Source organism: Stenotrophomonas sp. TWI602 (assembly GCF_039674045.1).
Lineage (GTDB): Bacteria > Pseudomonadota > Gammaproteobacteria > Xanthomonadales > Xanthomonadaceae > Stenotrophomonas.
The window spans coordinates 222,223-240,028 of sequence record NZ_JBDJMT010000003.1 but is presented as its reverse complement, the minus strand read 5'-3'; the positions used below and the strand labels follow the sequence as shown (position 1 = coordinate 240,028).

The window sequence follows — 17,806 nt, the reverse complement described above, 5'->3', positions numbered from 1 at the left end:
ATTGCCCGGGCACCATGACCAACATCCATAACGACAAGATCCTCATCCTCGATTTCGGTGCTCAGTACACCCAGCTGATCGCGCGCCGCATCCGCGAGCTCGGCGTGTACTGCGAAATCTGGGCGTGGGACCACAACCCGGCCGACATCGCCGCGTTCGGCGCCAAGGGCATCATCCTGTCCGGCGGCCCGGAATCGACCACCCTGCCGGGCGCGCCCGCCGCACCGCAGGAAGTGTTCGACAGCGGCCTGCCGATCTTCGGCATCTGCTACGGCATGCAGACCCTGGCCGCGCAGCTCGGTGGCGCCACCGAAGCGGCCGACCAGCGTGAGTTCGGCCATGCCGAAGTCAACGTCGTCGCCCCGGATGCGCTGTTCAAGGGCCTGAGCGACCACGGTGGCGAGCCGAAGTTGAATGTCTGGATGAGCCACGGCGACCACGTCTCCGTCGCGCCCCCGGGCTTCACCGTCACCGCCGTGACCGATCGCATCCCGGTGGCCGCGATGGCGAACGAAGAGAAGCGCTGGTACGGCGTGCAGTTCCACCCGGAAGTGACCCACACCCTGCAGGGCCAGGCGCTGCTGCGCCGCTTCGTGGTGGATGTGTGTGGCTGCGAAACCCTGTGGACCGCCGCCAACATCATCGACGACCAGATCGCCCGCGTGCGCGAGCAGGTCGGCGATGACGAAGTGATCCTGGGCTTGTCCGGCGGCGTCGATTCGTCCGTCGTGGCTGCGCTGCTGCACAAGGCGATCGGCGACAAGCTGACCTGCGTGTTCGTCGATACCGGCCTGCTGCGCTGGCAGGAAGGCGACCAGGTGATGGCGATGTTCGCCGAGCACATGGGCGTCAAGGTGATCCGCGTAAATGCAGCGGACCGCTACTTCAGCAAGCTCGAAGGCGTCAGCGATCCGGAAGCCAAGCGCAAGATCATCGGCAACCTGTTCGTGGACATCTTCGATGAAGAATCCACCAAGCTGAAGAATGCCAAGTGGCTGGCGCAGGGCACCATCTACCCCGACGTGATCGAGTCGGCCGGCAGCAAGACCGGCAAGGCCCACGTGATCAAGAGCCACCACAACGTCGGCGGCCTGCCGGAGCACATGAAGCTGGGCCTGGTCGAGCCGCTGCGTGAGCTGTTCAAGGACGAAGTGCGTCGCCTCGGCGTCGAGCTCGGCCTGCCGCGCAGCATGGTCTACCGCCACCCGTTCCCGGGCCCGGGCCTGGGCGTGCGCATCCTCGGCGAAGTGAAGCGTGAGTACGCCGAACTGCTGGCCAAGGCCGATGCGATCTTCATCGACGAACTGCGCAAGGCCGATCTGTACGACAAGACCAGCCAGGCGTTCGCGGTGTTCCTGCCGGTGAAGTCGGTGGGCGTGGTCGGTGATGCGCGTGCGTATGAGTGGGTGATCGCGCTGCGCGCGGTGGAAACCATCGATTTCATGACGGCGCATTGGGCGCACCTGCCGTATGACTTCCTGGGCACGGTGAGCAACCGGATCATCAATGAGCTGCGGGGAGTGTCGCGGGTGGTTTATGACATCTCGGGGAAGCCGCCGGCGACGATCGAGTGGGAGTGAGTCTGCGTCCAGCCCTGGCTGGTATCTAGACACACGGACGTACACGGAAGCCCGCAGAAATGCGGGCTTTTTTGTTCTCTTCGGGTGTACGGGGTCAGAGGTGGTCGCGCATCAGCGCGATCACATCGCCAGCGGCACGTCGCACCGGCTTCCTGCGCAGCCACACCAGGTGCACCGGCATCGTCACGCCGTTCTCCAGGTTGTCGAACGCCAGCACTTTCACGCGTCCAGCAGAAACGGCGACCTCAACGACATCCGCCGGCAGGTTGGCCCAGCCAGCACCGCGTTCCACCAGCCCCAGCGCAGCCTCCACAGAGTCCACATGCCAGCGGGCGTCGGACACCAGCAGCCGACGATCTGCGACGTCGTCGTCTGGCCCAGCCACCACGATCTGGCGGCTGCCGCTGAGATCCTCCAGACGCCGAAGGCCCGCCGGGAGACCGGGCGTGTCCGCCGTGGCCGAAGCGACGGCGATGAAAAGAACGTTGGTGACATAGGTGAAGGCCTCTTCTCGGTCCACCTCCGTGGAGACGGGCAGCAGGACCAGATCGGCCCGCTCCTGGTGCAGCATCTCGCGAACCTGGTCCTGGGGCAGTCGAAGCAGGTTCACCCGCAGCAGAGGGTACCGACAGCCCACCCGGGCGAGCGCCTCCAGCAACGTCTGGTCCGGAACGCCGGCGGCGACAGTGACGGTCAGAGTGCTCTCCAGATTCTGCGAAAGCTCCACGGCATGGATCTGCAACAGCCGCAACCTGCTGGCGACGGAGCGCGCGTGGGGCAGCAGGGCCAGTGCTTGTGCGGTCGGTAACGCCTCGCGGCGCGAGCGGTCAAACAGTGGATAACCCAATCCGGCCTCGATGTTTGCGATGCCCATGCTCACTGCGGAGGGCACTCGACGCAGCGCGCGGGCCGCGCCGGAGAAGGAGCCGTGGTCGACCACAGCGAGGAAGAGATCGATGTCATCGCTGGAGAGGGACATATATCTTTCAATAATTCTGAAAGGAGATGACTTTTTCAGTCAGTGATTCTGAATATAGCATCCACACCCTTCGCCAGTGACCAAGCAGGAGGATGTGATGCAGGGCGTAAAACGCAAGGTGATCTACGTCGGGGGCTATGAGCTTCTGGGACTCGCGGTGGGAACGATGGTCATGACGGTGCTGACCGGCAAGTCACCGGCCACGACCGGACTGCTGGCGCTGATGATCACGGGGATAGCCACGGTATGGAACGTGAGCTTCAACTACCTGTTCGAGGCATGGGAGCGGCGCCAGCGCGACCGCACCCGCACGGTACGCCGACGTGTGCTGCATGCCGTGGCGTTCCAGCTGACCCTGGTGTGCTTTCTGGTCCCGCTCATCGCATGGTGGCTGGGCATCACGTTGACGCAGGCGTTCGTACTGGACCTGGTGTTCATCGTCTACATCCCTTTTTATACGTTCGCCTACAACTGGGCGTTCGACCGGTGCTTCGGCGTTCCCAGTTCCGCAGTGAATCACGAGGGGAACCCGCATCTTGGCTGATCAGAAAATTGTTTGACAGATCCGAAATTGCTTTGTAATCCTGTGAAGGTCCCCTTGCTGGATTGCCCCTGTGCTCGTTATCCCGCGCCTCTGCAGCCTGGCGAATGACCTAGACCACAGGGTGCGCGCATGAGCGCGCTCCGGTCATCCCGCGGCGTCGCACGCTACACGCTGCCACTGCTGCTCCTCAGCATCGTCATCGCCGCCTGGTCCGCCTGGAGCGCGCAGAAAACCCCGCCGCCAAAGCCAGCCACCATCGCCACCACCGAGTTCTCGGCCGCACGTGCGATGCAGCACTTGAGCTGGATCGCGGCCGAGCCGCATCCCACCGGCTCAGCGGCTGCGGCAAGGGTTCGCGACCAACTGGTGAACCACCTGCAGCAGGCCGGACTGCAGGTGGCCGTGCACCGCGGGCACGCAGCCGCCGAGTACGGTTCGGGCGACGGACGTGGTGTGCGCGCGTCCCATGTCGAGAACGTGGTTGCGGTGCTGCCGGGCCGCGATCGCAGCCTGCCGGCGGTGCTGCTGATGGCGCACTACGATACCGTTCCCCATTCGCCCGGCGCAGCCGACGATGGCCTCGGCGTGGCGGTGATGCTGGAGATCTCGCGTGCGCTGCAGAACGATCTGCGGCAGCGTGACGTGGTCTTCCTGTTCACCGATGCGGAGGAGGCCGGCCTGCTTGGCGCGCGTGCGTTTTTCGCCTCGCATCCGCTGTCGTCGCGTATCGGCACGGTCGTCAATCTGGAAGCCCGCGGCAGCAGCGGCCGTGCGGTGCTGTTTGAAACCGGGCCGGGCAACGCGGCGCTGCTGGGCACGTTCGCCAAACTCGCGCCGCAGCCGCTGGGCAATTCGCTGACCGGTTTCGTCTACCGCTACATGCCCAACGGCACCGACTTCACGGTGCCGGCGCAGAAAGGTATTCCCGGCCTCAATTTCGCGATCATCGGCAGCCAGATCGACTACCACGCCGCCACCGCGAGCGTGGCCAATCTCGACCCGGGCAGCGTGCAGCACATGGGCGCGCAGGTGCTGCCGCTGGTGCGCCGGCTGGCGACCTCGGCGACACTGCCGACCTCCACCCAGGATGCGATCTACAGCGATCTTCCTGGCGGCTGGATGATCAGCGTGCCGATGTGGTCAGGCTGGTGCGTGCTGGCGGTCGGGCTGCTGGTCATTGTCGTCGTCGCACGGCGTGCCACGTTCAACCTGGGCGGATGGCGCGGCGTGGTCAGTGGTGTGGCCTGGTGGCCGCTGGCACTGCTGTCGGTCGCGCTGGCGGTGCGTGTGTCTTACCGGTTGCTGGGCGGTGGCGATGCCACGCTGGTGATCAATCGCGACCTGCTGGCGGCATTCTCGACGCTGGCGGCGGGCGAGGGGCTGTTGTCCATCGGGGTGGTGGTGGGGTTGGGTGCGTTGCTGGCCTGCAAGGCTGCGCGCAAACCGGCTGCCGCACTGGCGCTGCTGGCCGGTGCGTGCGCCTCACTGCGGGGTGGGTTCGATGTGATCGGGCTGGTGCTGGGCGTGCTGGTTGCGCTGCTGGCCTGGACAAGCGCGGGAACCGCTGCACGCGGTGAAAGCGTGCGGCTGGGCGCCTTGCTGGTGGGCTGGATCATCGGTGCAGCCGTGCAGGTGCTGGCGCCGGAGCTGGCGCCGTTGCTGCTGTGGCCGCTGTTGGCGATGGCGGCGGTGGTCTGGCTGCTGCCGGCGCATGCGCCGCTGTCCGCATTGCGTGTCCTTGTCGCGGCAGTGATCACCGCGTTTGCTCTGGCGCACGTCTTCCACTTTGCCCTGCAGCTGTTCGAGGCGATCGGCTTCGGCACGCCGGAGGTGCTGGCGTTGCCGTTCGCGTGGCTGGCCGTATTGCTGCTGCCGTGGGTACGTATAGCCGAGGGTGGACGCGGGTTCGCGATCGCTGCGCTCGTGACGTTGCTGGCGGCTGCGGGTGTACTGGCCGCCGCGTCATTCACCGAGGCGGACCGCACGCGCTACCCCGAGCTGTCCCAGGTGCTGTTCGTTGCGGACCCAGACAACCAGCACTACCACCGCGTCAGTTCACTGTCGCAGCTGTCTGACTGGAGCCGGCGTGCGTTGGGCGGCGCGCAGGCTGAACCTGCCCGCCTGCCGATTCCTGCGATGGATCTGACATCTGTCTGGGCAACGACGGCGGACGCCATTGCGGTGCCAGGGCCGGTGCGTTTCGAGCGCTCCTACGATGCCGATACGGGCCAGGCGATATTGCGCGTGCTGGCACCAGCAGGCACGCGCGAACTCCGTGTACGGCTCAAGAGCGGGGCAGTCGTGCGCAATGTGCAGCTGCAGGGCGAGGACGCGCCCCTGCTGGACGAGGCAGGCCGCTGGTCACGACTGCGTTGGCAGGCGCCGGGCCCGGACGGGATCGAGCTGCGCTGGCCGGCAGACAGTGGCCCGGTCGAGGTGCAGGCCGCAGCCGGGATCGATGGCTGGCCCAAGGATGCGGCGCCATTGCCTGCGCGGTCTGCGCACATCGTGCCGTGGTCGACCTCGGACATGACCTGGATTCTGGGCGCGACGCGCGTGAGCCACGAGGGCGGAGCGCAGTAGGGCGGAGCGCATTGGGATCGGCGGCACTACGCACGATGGGATGGACGGCCGGTGGCCCATCTGCCACAGCCAACAGCCACGGCCGCTCGTTGCGGCGTACCGGAAGCAACACAAAGAAACGGCCCGCAGTGCGGGCCGTTTCTTTTCCTGCCTGGACATCCAGCGCTGCCGATGCCTCAGCAGCGCCTTGCAGATGCCTCAGATATGCAACGCATGCCCCAACGCACGCAGCGCCGCTTCCTGCACCGCCTCACCCAGCGTCGGGTGCGGATGGATCGTGCCGGCGATGTCTTCCAGCGTGGCGCCCATCTCAATCGACTGCACGAAGGCGATCGACAGTTCGGACACCTGCACGCCCACCGCCTGCCAGCCCAGGATGCGGTGATCGCTGCTGCGCGCGACGACGCGCACGAAGCCATCGGTGGATTCCAGCGACATCGCACGGCCATTGGCCGCGAACGGGAACAGCGCGACCTTGGTCTCGATGCCCTGTGCCTTGGCTTCGTCCGGCGACAGCCCGACCACCACGATTTCCGGATCGGTGAAGCACACCGCCGGAATCGCGGCCGGCACGAAGTGCCGCTTCTTGCCGCTGACGATCTCGGCCACCAGTTCGCCCTGCGCCATCGCCCGGTGCGCGAGCATCGGCTCGCCGGCGACATCGCCGATGGCCCACACGTTGCGCATCGAGGTCTTGCACTGGTCGTCGATCTTGATCGCCTTGCCGGTCAGATCCAGCTGCAGCGATTCGAGATTGAAGCCGTCGGTCTTCGGGCGACGGCCGACTGCGACCAGGATCTGTTCGGCGTCCAGCGCGATTTCGTTACCGTCCTTGTCGCGCACGCGCAGCTGGCCGTTGTCGGCCAGGCCAAGCACGCTGTGGCCGGTCAGCAGCTTCACGCCGGACTTCTCCAGATGCGTGGCCACCGGCTTGGTCAGCTCGGCATCGTAGGCCGGCAGGATGCGTTCCTGGGCCTCGACCACCGTCACCTCGCAGCCGAGCTTGCGGTACACCGTGCCCAGCTCCAGGCCGATGTAACCGCCACCGACGACGATCAGCTGCTTCGGCAGCGAGGTCGGCGAAAGGGCTTCAGTGGAGGAGATGACCTTACCGCCGAACGGCAGGAACGGCAGTTCTACCGGCACCGAGCCGGTGGCCAGCAGCAGGTGCTCGCAGGTGATGCGCAGCGTGCCGCCGTCTTCGGCGGCACCGGCGATCTCGACGGTCTTGCCGTCGACGATCGTGGCCCAGCCCTTGATCAGCTGCGCGCCGTTCTTCTTCAGCAGTGCACTGACGCCACCGGTCAGCTTCTTGACGATGCCGGCCTTCCACGCGACGGTCTTGGCCAGATCCAGCGACGGCGCCTGCACGCTGATGCCCAGCGGCGAGGCGCCTGCGGCATAGGCGGTGACCTTGGCGAACTCCTCGGCGGCATGGATCAGCGCCTTGGAGGGAATGCAGCCGATGTTGAGGCAGGTGCCACCCGGATTGACGCCCTCGACCACGACGGTCTTGACGCCGAGCTGGCCGGCGCGGATGCCGGCGATGTAACCGCCGGGGCCGCCGCCGATGATCAGCAACTGGGTTTGAAGGGTATTGGACATCGCTTACTCCACGAACAGCAGGGCCGGGGTTTCCAGGCGCGTACGGATCGCCTGCACGAACTCGGCCGCATCCATGCCATCGACGATGCGATGGTCGAACGAGGACGACAGATTCATCAGCTTGCGCGCCACCACCTGGCCCTCGCGGAACATCGGGCGTTCAATGATGCGGTTCACACCGACGATCGCCACTTCCGGATGGTTGATGATCGGGGTCGACACCACACCGCCCACCGCACCGAGGCTGCTGATGGTGATGGTCGAGCCGGACAGCTCCTCACGGGTCGCCTTGCCAACGCGCACGGCATTGGCCAGGCGCGCGATCTCGGTGGCGGTCTGCCACAGATCCAGCGACTCGGCATGCGCGACCACCGGCACCGACAGGCCGACCTCGCTCTGGGTCGCGATACCCAGCTGCACGCCCTCGTAGCGGGTCACGATGTTGGCCTGGTCATCAAAGCGGGCGTTCATCTGCGGGAAGTCGCGTGCGGCCAGCACCACGGCGCGTGCCAGCAGCGGCAGCAGGGTCAGCTTGCCGCGCTCCTTGGCCCAACGTTCGTTGAGCTTGGCACGCAGGGCTTCCACTTCCGTGACGTCGACTTCTTCCACATAGGTGATGTGCGGAATGGTCGTCCAGGACTGCTGCATCTTCTGCGCGATCTTGCGGCGCAGGCCGATGATCGGCACCTGCTGCTCGCCGGTGCGGCGCGCGTAGCTGCTGCCGCCGGCACTGCCACCGACCGGCTGCGCCTTGCCACCGGCGGCGGCGTAGGCATCCAGATCGGCCTGCAGGATGCGACCGCCCGGGCCGGTGGCCGGCACGTAGCGCAGCTCGATGCCCAGGTCCCAGGCGCGGCGACGCACGGCCGGCGAGGCCAGCGGGGCTTCACCGGCGTTGAGCACGCCGTTGGTGACCGCGCCACGCGCGTCCTGCTTGGCGGCGCAGGCAGGTGCGGAGGCAGCGGCGGCCTTGGCCGGCGTCGCAGCCGGTGCAGGCTCGGCGGCGGCCGCAGGTGCAGCGGCCGGCGCAGCCGCCTTGGGCGCAGCCACCGGTTCGGCCGCCGCGACAGCGGCCGCCGCACTGGCAGCACTGGCATTGCCGGCGCCTTCCACTTCCAGGCGGATCAGCTCGCTGCCGACGGCCATCATCTGGCCGGGCGTGCCGCCCAGCGAGACCACGGTGCCTGATACAGGCGAGGGGATCTCGACCATGGCCTTGTCGGTCATGACCTCGGCCACGACCTGGTCTTCGGCGACCGGGCCACCGACCTCGACCTTCCAGGTGATCAGTTCGACTTCGGCGATACCTTCACCGATGTCCGGCATCTTGATGACGTGATGTCCCATGGTTCAGTCCTCCAGCACGCGCTGCATTGCATCGATGACCCGGGACGGACCCGGGAAGTAGTCCCATTCCTGCGCGTGCGGATACGGGGTGTCCCAGCCGGTAACGCGTTCCACCGGTGCCTGCAGGTGGTAGAAGCAATGCTCCTGCACCAGCGCGACCAGTTCGGCGCCGAAGCCGCAGGTGCGGGTGGCTTCGTGCAGCACGATGCAGCGGCCGGTCTTCTTGACCGAATTGACGATGGCGTCCAGGTCCAGCGGCCACAGGCTGCGCAGGTCGATCACTTCGGCATCGATCCCGGCATCTTCAGCGGCGGCCTTGGCCACCCACACGGTGGTGCCGTAGGTGATGATCGTCAGTGCCTTGCCTTCGCGGGCGATGGCGGCCTTGTCCAGCGGCACGTTGTAGTAGCCCTCCGGCACCAGGTTGTCCGGGTACTTGGACCACGCGGTGACCGGGCGGTCGTGGTGACCATCGAACGGGCCGTTGTACAGGCGCTTGGGCTCCAGGAAGATCACCGGATCGTCGTTCTCGATCGAGGCGATCAGCAGGCCCTTGGCGTCGTACGGGTTGGACGGCATGACCGTGCGCAGGCCGGTGGCGTGGGCGAAGATCGCTTCCGGGCTCTGGCTGTGGGTCTGGCCACCGTAGATGCCACCGCCGCACGGGGTGCGGAACACCAGCGAGGAGGTGAAGCTGCCGCCGGAGCGATAGCGCATGCGCGCCGCTTCGGACACGATCTGGTCGTAGGCCGGGTAGATGTAATCGGCGAACTGGATTTCGGCGACCGGGCGCAGGCCGTAGGCGGCCATGCCGATCGCCGCGCCGGCGATGCCGTTCTCGGAAATCGGCGCATCGAACACGCGCTGCTTGCCGTACTTGGTCTGCAGGCCGTCGGTGCAACGGAACACGCCGCCGAAGTAGCCCACGTCCTGGCCGAAGACCACCACGTTGTCGTCGCGTTCCAGCATCACGTCCATCGCCGAGCGCAGCGCCTGGATCATGGTCATCGGCGTGCCGCCGGTGTTGTTCTGTTCAATCCCGCTCATGTGTTCAGACTCCCAACTGCTGACGCTGGCGACGGAGGTGTTCGGGCATGTCCTTGTAGACGTCTTCGAACATGAGGGCCGCGCCGGGACGGTTGTCGCTGCCGAGCAACCCGTGGGTCTCGGCTTCCTTGAGGGCACGCAGGATCTCGGCATCCAGTTCGGTGCGCAGTTCGTCGTGCTGCTGCTCGCTCCACAGGCCGCGCTTGATCAGGTGCTGCTTCAGGCGGTCGATCGGATCGCCGAGCGGGAACTGCTGGGCATCATCGGCGGGGCGGTACTTGGACGGATCATCCGAGGTCGAATGCGGCCCGGCGCGGTAGGTCACCCACTCGATCAGGGTCGGGCCCAGGTTGCTGCGGGCGCGTTCGGCGGCCCAGCGCGAGGCGGCGTACACGGCCAGAAGATCGTTGCCGTCCACACGCAGCGACGGAATGCCGTAGCCCACGCCGCGCGCGGCGAAGGTGGTGTTCTCACCGCCGGCGATGGCCTGGAAGGTGGAGATCGCCCACTGGTTGTTGACCACGTTGAGCACGACCGGGGCGCGGTACACGTGCGCGAAGGTCAGCGCGGCGTGGAAGTCGCCCTCGGCGGTGGCGCCATCGCCCACCCACGCGGTGGCGATGCGGGTGTCGCCCTTGATCGCCGAGGCCATCGCCCAGCCCACCGCCTGGATGTATTGGGTGGTCAGGTTGCCGGAGATCGAGAAGAAGCCGTAGTCCTTGTACGAATACATGATCGGCAGCTGGCGGCCCTTCAGCGGGTCGGCCGCGTTGGACAGCACCTGGCAGATCATGTCGACCAGCGACACTTCCTTGGTGATCAGGATGCCCTGCTGGCGGTACGTCGGAAACTGCATGTCGTCATCGCGCAGCGCCAGGGTCTGGCCGACCGCGATCGCTTCCTCACCCAGGCACTGGATGTAGAACGAGGTCTTCTTCTGGCGCTGGGCGATCAGCAGGCGGGCGTCATAGGCGCGCGTCTTGAGCATGGCGTGCATCGCACGCAGCAGCACGGCGTCGTCGATGTCGGCAGCCCACGGGCCCACGGCGTCGCCGTTGTCATCCAGCACGCGGATCAGCTGGCCGGTCAGCGGTGCGGTCTGGCTGGCGCTCACGTCCACGGGCGGTTTGTCGACCGCGCCGGCGGGGCTCAGCTTCAGATAGGAAAAGTCGGTGGCCTCGCCGGGACGGGCGCTGGGCTCGGGCACGTGCAAACGCAACGGTTCACGCGTGGCGGGGATCTGGGGTGATGACATGTCAGGGGCCTCGCTGGGCTTGGGTCATGGAGCTACAGGCATACCGCAGGCGGGGGGCAACGGTAATGGCGATGTTGGCGCGCCGACATCCGGGCGGGATCTCGTCGCGAAGCGGGTAAGGGCCAGCGCTTGCAAGGCGGCTGGGGCCATGGCGCATTGCACCCGGTGTGAAGTCTAGAGGCACAGCGGCTTATCGTAAATTTGTTTAATTGCGTATGAGGTATTGTTTATTCAGATATCTTCATTCCGTGGGAGCCCGTGCATGCAAATCCCCGCCAACATGACCCTGCGCCAGCTGCGGTACTTTGCCGAAGCGGCCGAGTTGGGGCAGTTTTCGCAGGCTGCGCGCAAGCTGCACGTCTCCCAGTCGGTCATCACCACCGCGGTCGCCCAGCTGGAAACCTCGCTGGGGCTGAAGCTGTTCGACCGCATGCCGCACGGGGTCGGATTGACCGCCGAGGGGCACCGCTTCCACCAGCATGTGCGGCACATCCTGGATACGTTGCAGGACGCGCTCAGCGAGCCGATGTTCCTGGCCAACACGCTGCCAGGCCGGGTGAGGATCGGCGCCTCCTACACGGTGCTGGGCTATTTCCTGCCGAGCCTGCTGGCGCGCTTCAAGCGCTCCTACCCGCAGGTGGAGGTGGATCTGGTCGACATGGACCGCGCGGCGATCGAACAGGGCGTCAGCAGCGGTGAGCTCGATTTCGGGCTGTGCATCATCTCCAACATGGCCGAGCCCTATGTGCTGCGGCGCCAGGTCCTGATCCGCTCGCGCCGCCAGCTGTGGCTGGCCGAGTCGCATCCGCTGCTGCAGCTGCCGGTGATCAGCCCGGCCGACGTCGAGCCGTACCCGTACATTATGCTGATGGTCGACGAAGGGCAGGAGTCGGCGATGCGCTACTGGCGCTCGGTCGGGCGCGAACCCAACGTGGTGTTCCGCACCTCGTCGCTGGAAGCGCTGCGTGGCATGGTCGCCTACGGCTTCGGGGTCAGCATCCTGTCGGACATGGTCTATCGACCGTGGTCGCTGGAGGGGCGCCGGATCGACGTACGCACCCTCACCGATGCGGTACCGCCGATGGAAGTCGGCCTGGTCTGGCGCCCGGACGAAGGCCTGTCCGCGCCGGCACGCGCACTGCATCAGTTCCTGGTCTTCGCCTGTGGCGGATGAGCGCCGATGGCATCGGCCAGCGCGGGGCGCGGATCGGGCAGTTCACCCACGGGCGCGGTGAAGGCCTGCCCGCGGCGTGACCAGATCTGCCACGCCGAATAGGCCAGCAACGGCACCACGTAGGTGGCCAGGATGGCGTAGGCCAGAAGCCGGTAGCCCTTTGCGATCAGCGCGACCAGGCCGATGCCATCGGCCATGAACACGGCCATCAGCAGGATCGCCACGATGATCGCCACGCGGACCCCGCGCTTCGGTGCGGTACCGGTGCGTTCCTTCCAGTTGACGCTGATGCGGCCGTCCACCGAGGCCATCAGGGTGACGCCGGTTTCGACCAGGGCCACCATGATCATCAGGCGGAACAGCAGCTGGAACCACGGCAGGCCGAGCTGGCCGAGCATGAGGTCCGACGGCAGCGGCGCGTCGGCGATGTCCGGCAGGAACGCGATCATGCAGACGTAGAACACGATCGCCGGCAGGATCGCCAGCGGGCCGGCCAGGGCGCCTGCGATCACCGCATCGCGCCGGCACAGCAGGTGGCGCACCACCAGCAGGATCGAGACCGCCGCGAACATGTTGTAGCCGGCGTAGGTCACGCCGTTGAGCACCCAGTCCTTGCCCAGTTCATGGGTGTTGGAGAGCTGTGCCATCGCGCCGCCGCCGAAGCGGTACAGGATCAGGCAGGCGGCAATGGCGTAGACCAGATACATGAAGGCCGACATCAGCTTGAACATGCGTTCGACGGCATTGGTGCCGGCCTGCACCACGCCGGTGATGATCGCCACCAGTAGCAGGGTGCCCACGATGCGCGGCCAGCCGAACATGGTCGCGGCCAGTTCGCCGGCGGCGGCACCGAACACGGCCAGCACCACCACGATCAGCGCCAGGTAGGCCACCTCGAAGGTCCACCAGCCACGGCCGAGCAGATGCCGGAAGAAGGTGCGGTAGTCGTTGGCACGGATCGCCCGTGCCAACAGGAACGTCAGGATGCAGATCACGCTCCAGATCAGCATCGACAACACCATCGCCGCCAGGCCGCCCCAGGGGCCCGAGGGCAGGAAAAACTCCGCCAGCTCACGGCCGGTGGCGTAGCCGCCGCCGATCACGGCCGACTTGAACGCCAAACCGGGCAACAGATACCGCTGGAACCGGCTGGCGGCGGCGGTCACTTGCGGGCGGCCGTGGGCTGCAGCAGGTAGAAGTCACGCACGGTGCGGGCGATCTCGGCGATCACACGCTCACGTTCGCTGCGCGGGGCATTGCTGGCTTTGACGAACACGGAGATCGCGAACTGGCTGCCATCGGGCAGGGTGACCACGCCCACATCGTTGACGGTGCCGGCCACGGTGCCGCTCTTGTCGGCCACCTTGGTGCCCGGCGGCAGGCTGCCCCGCAGGCGTGCACTGCAGGTGCGGCAACGTTCCATGATCTGGACCAGCACCTCGGTGCTGGCCGGGCTCAGCGCCTTGCCGGTGAACAGCCGGGTCAGCAGGGTCGACATCGCCCGCGGCGTGGAGGTGTCGCGCGGATCCTTGTCGAAGGCTTCATTGCCGGATTTGGTGCGCTTGACGACCTCGGGGTCGAGGGTCAGTTCGGCCACGCGCTCCTTGGTCAGCGGCTCGTCACCGAGGCCGAAGATATCGCTGAGCAGCTGCCGGGTGTTGCGATCCAGGCGCTGGCCTTCAATGCCCTGCGCGCGCAGCCAGGCCGTGACCGCAGCCGGCCCGCCAGCCTGCGCCACCAGCACGTCGGTGGCGGTGTTGTCGCTCTGGGTCAGCATGACCTCCAGCAGGTTGTGCACCGACAGGCTCACGCCGTCGTGGATGAAACGATCGGCGATCACTTCCGAATCGACATAGAACGATTTCGGCACCGGCACCATCGTGGTCAACGCCAGTTCGCCGGCATCGACCTTGGTCAGGATCACGGCCGCCACGGCGACCTTGAACGTGCTGGCCATCGGGAATGCTTCGTCGGGATTGAGATGGACCTGCGCCCCCTTGCCATCCAGGCGCCACGCCGAGACACCCACCTTGCCGTCGACCAGGGTAGCCAGGCGCGCGACTTCGGTTTCCACCGGGCTGGTCTTGCTGGCGCTGAACGCGGCGAGCGGACTCAGGCCCAGCAACGCGGCAACGCACAGGCTCAAGGTACGGGATGTCATCTTCATGCGATGCAGGCCTCCAGCAAACGGTTGAATTCCCCATCTTGCCGCATCGGGTCGGCCACCGGCAGACCAAGACGCGCGCTGACCTCGGCACAGGCGGCCGATGCCGCGGCCTCGGTCATGCCATGGGTGTTGAGACTGACGCCGACGCAGCGGATATCAGGATTGGTACGGCGTCCCAGCTGTACGGTCAACGCGATCACCTCTTCGATGGAGGGCAGCGGATAGTCCGGATACCCCAGCACGTGCTTGCGCCCCGGCTGGTGGCAGACCACGAACACATCCGGCTGGCTGCCATGCAGCAGACCGAGGCTGACGCCGGCGTAGGCGGGATGGAACAGCGAACCCTGGCCTTCGATGACATCCCAGTGATTGTCGGCCGCATTCGGGCTGAGCAGTTCGGCGGCACCGGCCGAGAAATCGGCGACCACCGCGTCCATCGGAATGCCGCTGCCGGCGATCAGGATGCCGGTCTGGCCGCTGGCACGGAAGTCGGCATCCACGCCGAGTCCACGCAGGCCGCGTGCCAGCGCCAGCGCGGTGTATTTCTTGCCCAGCGCGCAGTCCGTGCCGACGGTCAGCACGCGCTTGCCGGTGCGCTTGCGGCCGTTGCCGACCGGGATGCCGCGCGGCGGCACGCGCACGTTGATCAGCTCGCGTCCGTGGCGTTCGGCCGCGGCAGCCAGTTCCGGAATGTCATCCAGCTTCTGGTGCATGCCACTGACCAGGTCCAGGCCGTTTTCCAGTGCGTCCACCAGCGCCGGCAGCCACTGCGAGGGAATCACCCCACCGCCGTTGGCCACGCCGATCACCATCGCACGGGCACCGGCGGCGCGCGCCTGCGCGGGGGTCATGCTCGGCAGGCCGGTGGTGATCGGGCAGCCGGGCAGGCTCCACTCGGCCACGCACACTTCCGGCGCCCAGTCGTGCAGGCCGATCGCGGTCTTGGCGAAGCCCGCTTCGGTGGTATCGCCCAGGAACAGCAGGTACGGCTGGGGGAGGGCGGCGAGAGCCTGTACGGCAGCGGTGGGCGTTGCGCTCATGAGGGATCCAGTAGTCGGCGGAGAGAAGAGAGGGGAGGCATTCACGACGAGGGGCTCGCAGTTGTTAGACCTGGTTGGATCTGTATAAGTCCTAATCAGAGAATATGCAACCCAATCAGGATAATCCTTTAGTCTCTTCCGACGGTGGGCCCGGCGACGGCGTGCGCGCCACCGGGCACGGCGCTACGGCACTCAGTAGCGATAGTCGATCGACATGCCGATCGTGCGGGGCTGCAGCGGCACGCCGGTCACCGCGACGTAGCGGTTGAGCGCGTCCCGCACCGAGCCGGTGGAGACGTAGGCACGCTCGTCGGTGGCATTGCGGGCGTACAGGCGGACCGTCCAGGTCATGTTGGTCAGCTCGGCATGCAGGTCCAGCGCGTTGTAGCTGTCGATGTCGTACGCGCCGGCCACGCGCTCGCCGGTGACCCGGTAGCCGGCGCCGACCCGGCCCTGCCACTGGTCGCTCACATCGAAGTCGTAGTCGATCGTGCTCGACCAGCTCAGGCGCGGCGTCATCGGCATCCGGCTGCCGGACACCAGTCCGCTGGACGGCGGTACATCACCGATCTTCGAATCGATGTAGGCGGCATTGAGGCCGATCGTCAGGCGCTCGGCCGGGCGGACCATGAAGCTCAGTTCCGCCCCCTGGCTGCGCGCGCTGCCGGCGTTGCCCATCCAGCTCAGGCCGTTCTCGGAAACGCGCACCTGGATGTCGTCCCAGTCGATCCGGAACAGCGCCAGGTCGATCATCGCGCGGCGGTCCCAGAAGTGCGATTTGAAGCCGAGCTCGAGGTTGTCCAGCGTGTCGGCCTTGGTCATCGGCACCACGCCGGAGGTCGATACGTTCGGTCCACCCGGGCGATAGCCGGTGGCGTAGCGCGCGTAGATCATCGAACTGTCGTTGAGGTGCCAGCGCGAGGCCAGCTTCCACGTGGTCACGCTGTCATCGGCGGAGTCGGCCAGATCGATCGGCCGCGGGCCGTACAGCAGCCCGGTGCTGTGCTGTTCGAAATCCTGCTGGTTGCGCGCGTGCCGCACACCGGCGGAGACATCGAAGCGTGGGCTGAACTTATACGTGACGTCGGCGAAGATCGCCTGCTCGTCATAGGTGCCGGGCAGGCTGGCGGCACCGGGGTTGAACGGCAGCGGGACGCCGTTCGCATCGTAGGCACTGACCTGCTGGCGGTTGGTGTTCTTCTCGCCGGTGAAGAAGGTGCCGAGCAACCATTCGAAGCGCTCGTTCTCCTTGGAGTTCAGGCGGAACTCCTGGGTCCACTTGCGCGTGCCGAGGAAGACATCGAACTGGGCCTGGCCGGCCGGGTACGGGGTCAGCAGCGGCCAGGCCACGCCATAGACCAGCGTGGAATCCTGCACTTCGTCCATGCGGGTTTCGGAGAAGCTGGTGGCGGAGACGAAATCGACGTTGCCCAGATCCCAGTCCAGGATCGCCGAGTAGTAGTCGGTTTCCATCCGGTACGGCGTGGCGCGCTGGAGGATGCCTTCGAGCGGGCCGCGGATCGGCTCCAGCGTGGGATAGGTCAAGCCCACCGCACTGGAGTTGTCGGCATCCACGATCTGCGACAACGCCTGCACGCGCAGGTTGGCGGTGTCGCTGATGCGCCAGGTCAGCGCCAGGCGGGAGGCCAGCTGGTAGTAGCCGTTGCTGTCCTTGGCGTCCTCGCCGGTGAGGTCGGGTTGATCCACATAGCCGGGCGTGCCCTGGCGCGAAAGGCTGGCGCGCAGGCCCAGCTTGCCTTCGATCAGCGGCACGTTGAACGAGGTGCGCACGCCAGTGCCCACGTCGCCCGCTTCCTTGGTGGCATTGACGTCCATGCCGGCGCGGAACTCGAAACCATCCGGATCAGCCGCCTTGGTGACGTACTTGAACAGGCCGCCCATCGAGCTGGCGCCGTACAGCGTGCCCTGCGGGCCGCGCAGCACTTCCACGCTCTGGATGTCATACGGCAGCAGATCCAGTGCATAGGTGGTCGCGCGCTGCTTGTTGCTGCTCGGGCCGATCGGGGTGTCATCGATGTAGGTGCCGATGATCGAGCCACCGCCGAGGGGCGCGACACCGCGCAGTGCCATCGTGGTCTGACCCGGTGCGCCGCCGCTGTCCACCTGGAAGCCCGGCACGTAGGCGGCGAAGTCGTTCAGGCGGGTGGCGCCGAATGCCTCGAGACGCTCTTCGCTGATCACGCTGACCCCGGCCGCCACCTCCATCACGTTCTCGGCGCGCTTCTGTGCGGTCGCCACCACGCGATCAAGCTCCACCACATCGGGTGTGCTGCGGCTGCCATCGGCGTCGGCATCCTGGGCCATCGCCGCGGTGGCAAGGCCCATGCAGCACAGGGTGACGGTGGAGGCGAGGATCGAACGTTTCATCGGCTTGCGCATGTGGCGGGCTCTCCGGAATCAGGAACGGGGTCAAACAGGAAAAACGACGGCCGTGCACGGCGGTAACCGCCGTGCAGGGGTAGGG

General features: G+C 66.6%; 13 protein-coding genes. 4 read left to right on the top strand and 9 right to left on the bottom strand.

The genetic code is table 11. The features are described from left to right. Positions 1–14 precede the first annotated feature (14 nt). Positions 15–1,580, top strand: coding sequence for a glutamine-hydrolyzing GMP synthase (gene guaA, locus ABE483_RS05655; protein WP_313218074.1), 1,566 nt, complete (start codon positions 15–17; stop codon positions 1,578–1,580). A 94-nt stretch (positions 1,581–1,674) separates the two neighbouring features. On the opposite strand, the gene ABE483_RS05650 is transcribed toward guaA, so the two are convergent. Then, entirely contained in the window at positions 1,675–2,559 is an 885-nt protein-coding gene (locus tag ABE483_RS05650) for a LysR family transcriptional regulator (protein ID WP_346481316.1), read from the bottom strand. A gap of 76 nt (positions 2,560–2,635) precedes the next feature. On the opposite strand from ABE483_RS05650, the gene ABE483_RS05645 reads away from it, so the two are divergent. After that, positions 2,636–3,103 carry a PACE efflux transporter gene (locus ABE483_RS05645; RefSeq protein WP_346481315.1) on the top strand — a complete coding sequence of 156 codons (468 nt, stop codon included), beginning with the start codon at positions 2,636–2,638 and terminating at the stop codon, positions 3,101–3,103. A 129-nt stretch (positions 3,104–3,232) separates the two neighbouring features. Next, complete coding sequence (locus ABE483_RS05640) at positions 3,233–5,686, top strand: M20/M25/M40 family metallo-hydrolase (protein ID WP_346481314.1); 2,454 nt, start codon at positions 3,233–3,235, stop codon at positions 5,684–5,686. Positions 5,687–5,884: 198 nt separating this feature from the next. Here the strand turns inward: ABE483_RS05640 and lpdA are convergent, their stop codons facing one another. The 4 genes from lpdA to ABE483_RS05620 are packed head-to-tail and all read right to left on the bottom strand — an operon-like array spanning position 5,885 to position 10,940. Next, positions 5,885–7,291 carry a dihydrolipoyl dehydrogenase gene (gene lpdA / locus ABE483_RS05635; protein WP_346481313.1) on the bottom strand — a complete coding sequence of 469 codons (1,407 nt, stop codon included), beginning with the start codon at positions 7,289–7,291 and terminating at the stop codon, positions 5,885–5,887. 3 nt (positions 7,292–7,294) lie between these two features. Then, on the bottom strand, positions 7,295–8,638 hold the full coding sequence (locus tag ABE483_RS05630) for a dihydrolipoamide acetyltransferase family protein (RefSeq protein ID WP_346481312.1): 1,344 nt from the start codon (positions 8,636–8,638) through the stop codon (positions 7,295–7,297). A 3-nt stretch (positions 8,639–8,641) separates the two neighbouring features. Then, positions 8,642–9,685: an alpha-ketoacid dehydrogenase subunit beta gene (locus ABE483_RS05625; RefSeq protein ID WP_070427218.1), complete on the bottom strand. Its 1,044-nt coding sequence runs from the start codon at positions 9,683–9,685 to the stop codon at positions 8,642–8,644. 4 nt (positions 9,686–9,689) lie between these two features. Continuing rightward, the gene (locus ABE483_RS05620; RefSeq protein ID WP_070427219.1) at positions 9,690–10,940 is read right to left on the bottom strand and encodes a 3-methyl-2-oxobutanoate dehydrogenase (2-methylpropanoyl-transferring) subunit alpha; all 1,251 of its coding nucleotides are present in this window, start codon (positions 10,938–10,940) and stop codon (positions 9,690–9,692) included. A 262-nt stretch (positions 10,941–11,202) separates the two neighbouring features. Here ABE483_RS05620 and ABE483_RS05615 point away from each other — a divergent pair, with 262 nt between their 5' ends. Continuing rightward, a complete protein-coding gene (locus ABE483_RS05615) occupies positions 11,203–12,114 on the top strand; it encodes a LysR substrate-binding domain-containing protein (protein WP_346481311.1) in 912 nt (303 codons plus the stop codon). Here ABE483_RS05615 and ABE483_RS05610 read toward each other — a convergent pair. From ABE483_RS05610 to ABE483_RS05595, 4 genes are all read right to left on the bottom strand, one after another. Beyond that, complete coding sequence (locus ABE483_RS05610) at positions 12,084–13,280, bottom strand: hypothetical protein (protein WP_313212687.1); 1,197 nt, start codon at positions 13,278–13,280, stop codon at positions 12,084–12,086. The two genes, ABE483_RS05615 and ABE483_RS05610, sit on opposite strands and share 31 nt — an antisense overlap. Further along, the gene (gene bla / locus ABE483_RS05605; RefSeq protein WP_346481309.1) at positions 13,277–14,281 is read right to left on the bottom strand and encodes a class A beta-lactamase; all 1,005 of its coding nucleotides are present in this window, start codon (positions 14,279–14,281) and stop codon (positions 13,277–13,279) included. The genes ABE483_RS05610 and bla overlap by 4 nt, the downstream gene beginning before the upstream one ends. Continuing rightward, positions 14,278–15,321 carry a DUF1611 domain-containing protein gene (locus ABE483_RS05600; RefSeq protein ID WP_313212689.1) on the bottom strand — a complete coding sequence of 348 codons (1,044 nt, stop codon included), beginning with the start codon at positions 15,319–15,321 and terminating at the stop codon, positions 14,278–14,280. The genes bla and ABE483_RS05600 overlap by 4 nt, the downstream gene beginning before the upstream one ends. Positions 15,322–15,513: 192 nt before the next feature. Next, the gene (locus ABE483_RS05595) at positions 15,514–17,709 is read right to left on the bottom strand and encodes a TonB-dependent receptor (protein WP_313212690.1); all 2,196 of its coding nucleotides are present in this window, start codon (positions 17,707–17,709) and stop codon (positions 15,514–15,516) included. Positions 17,710–17,806 lie beyond the last annotated feature (97 nt).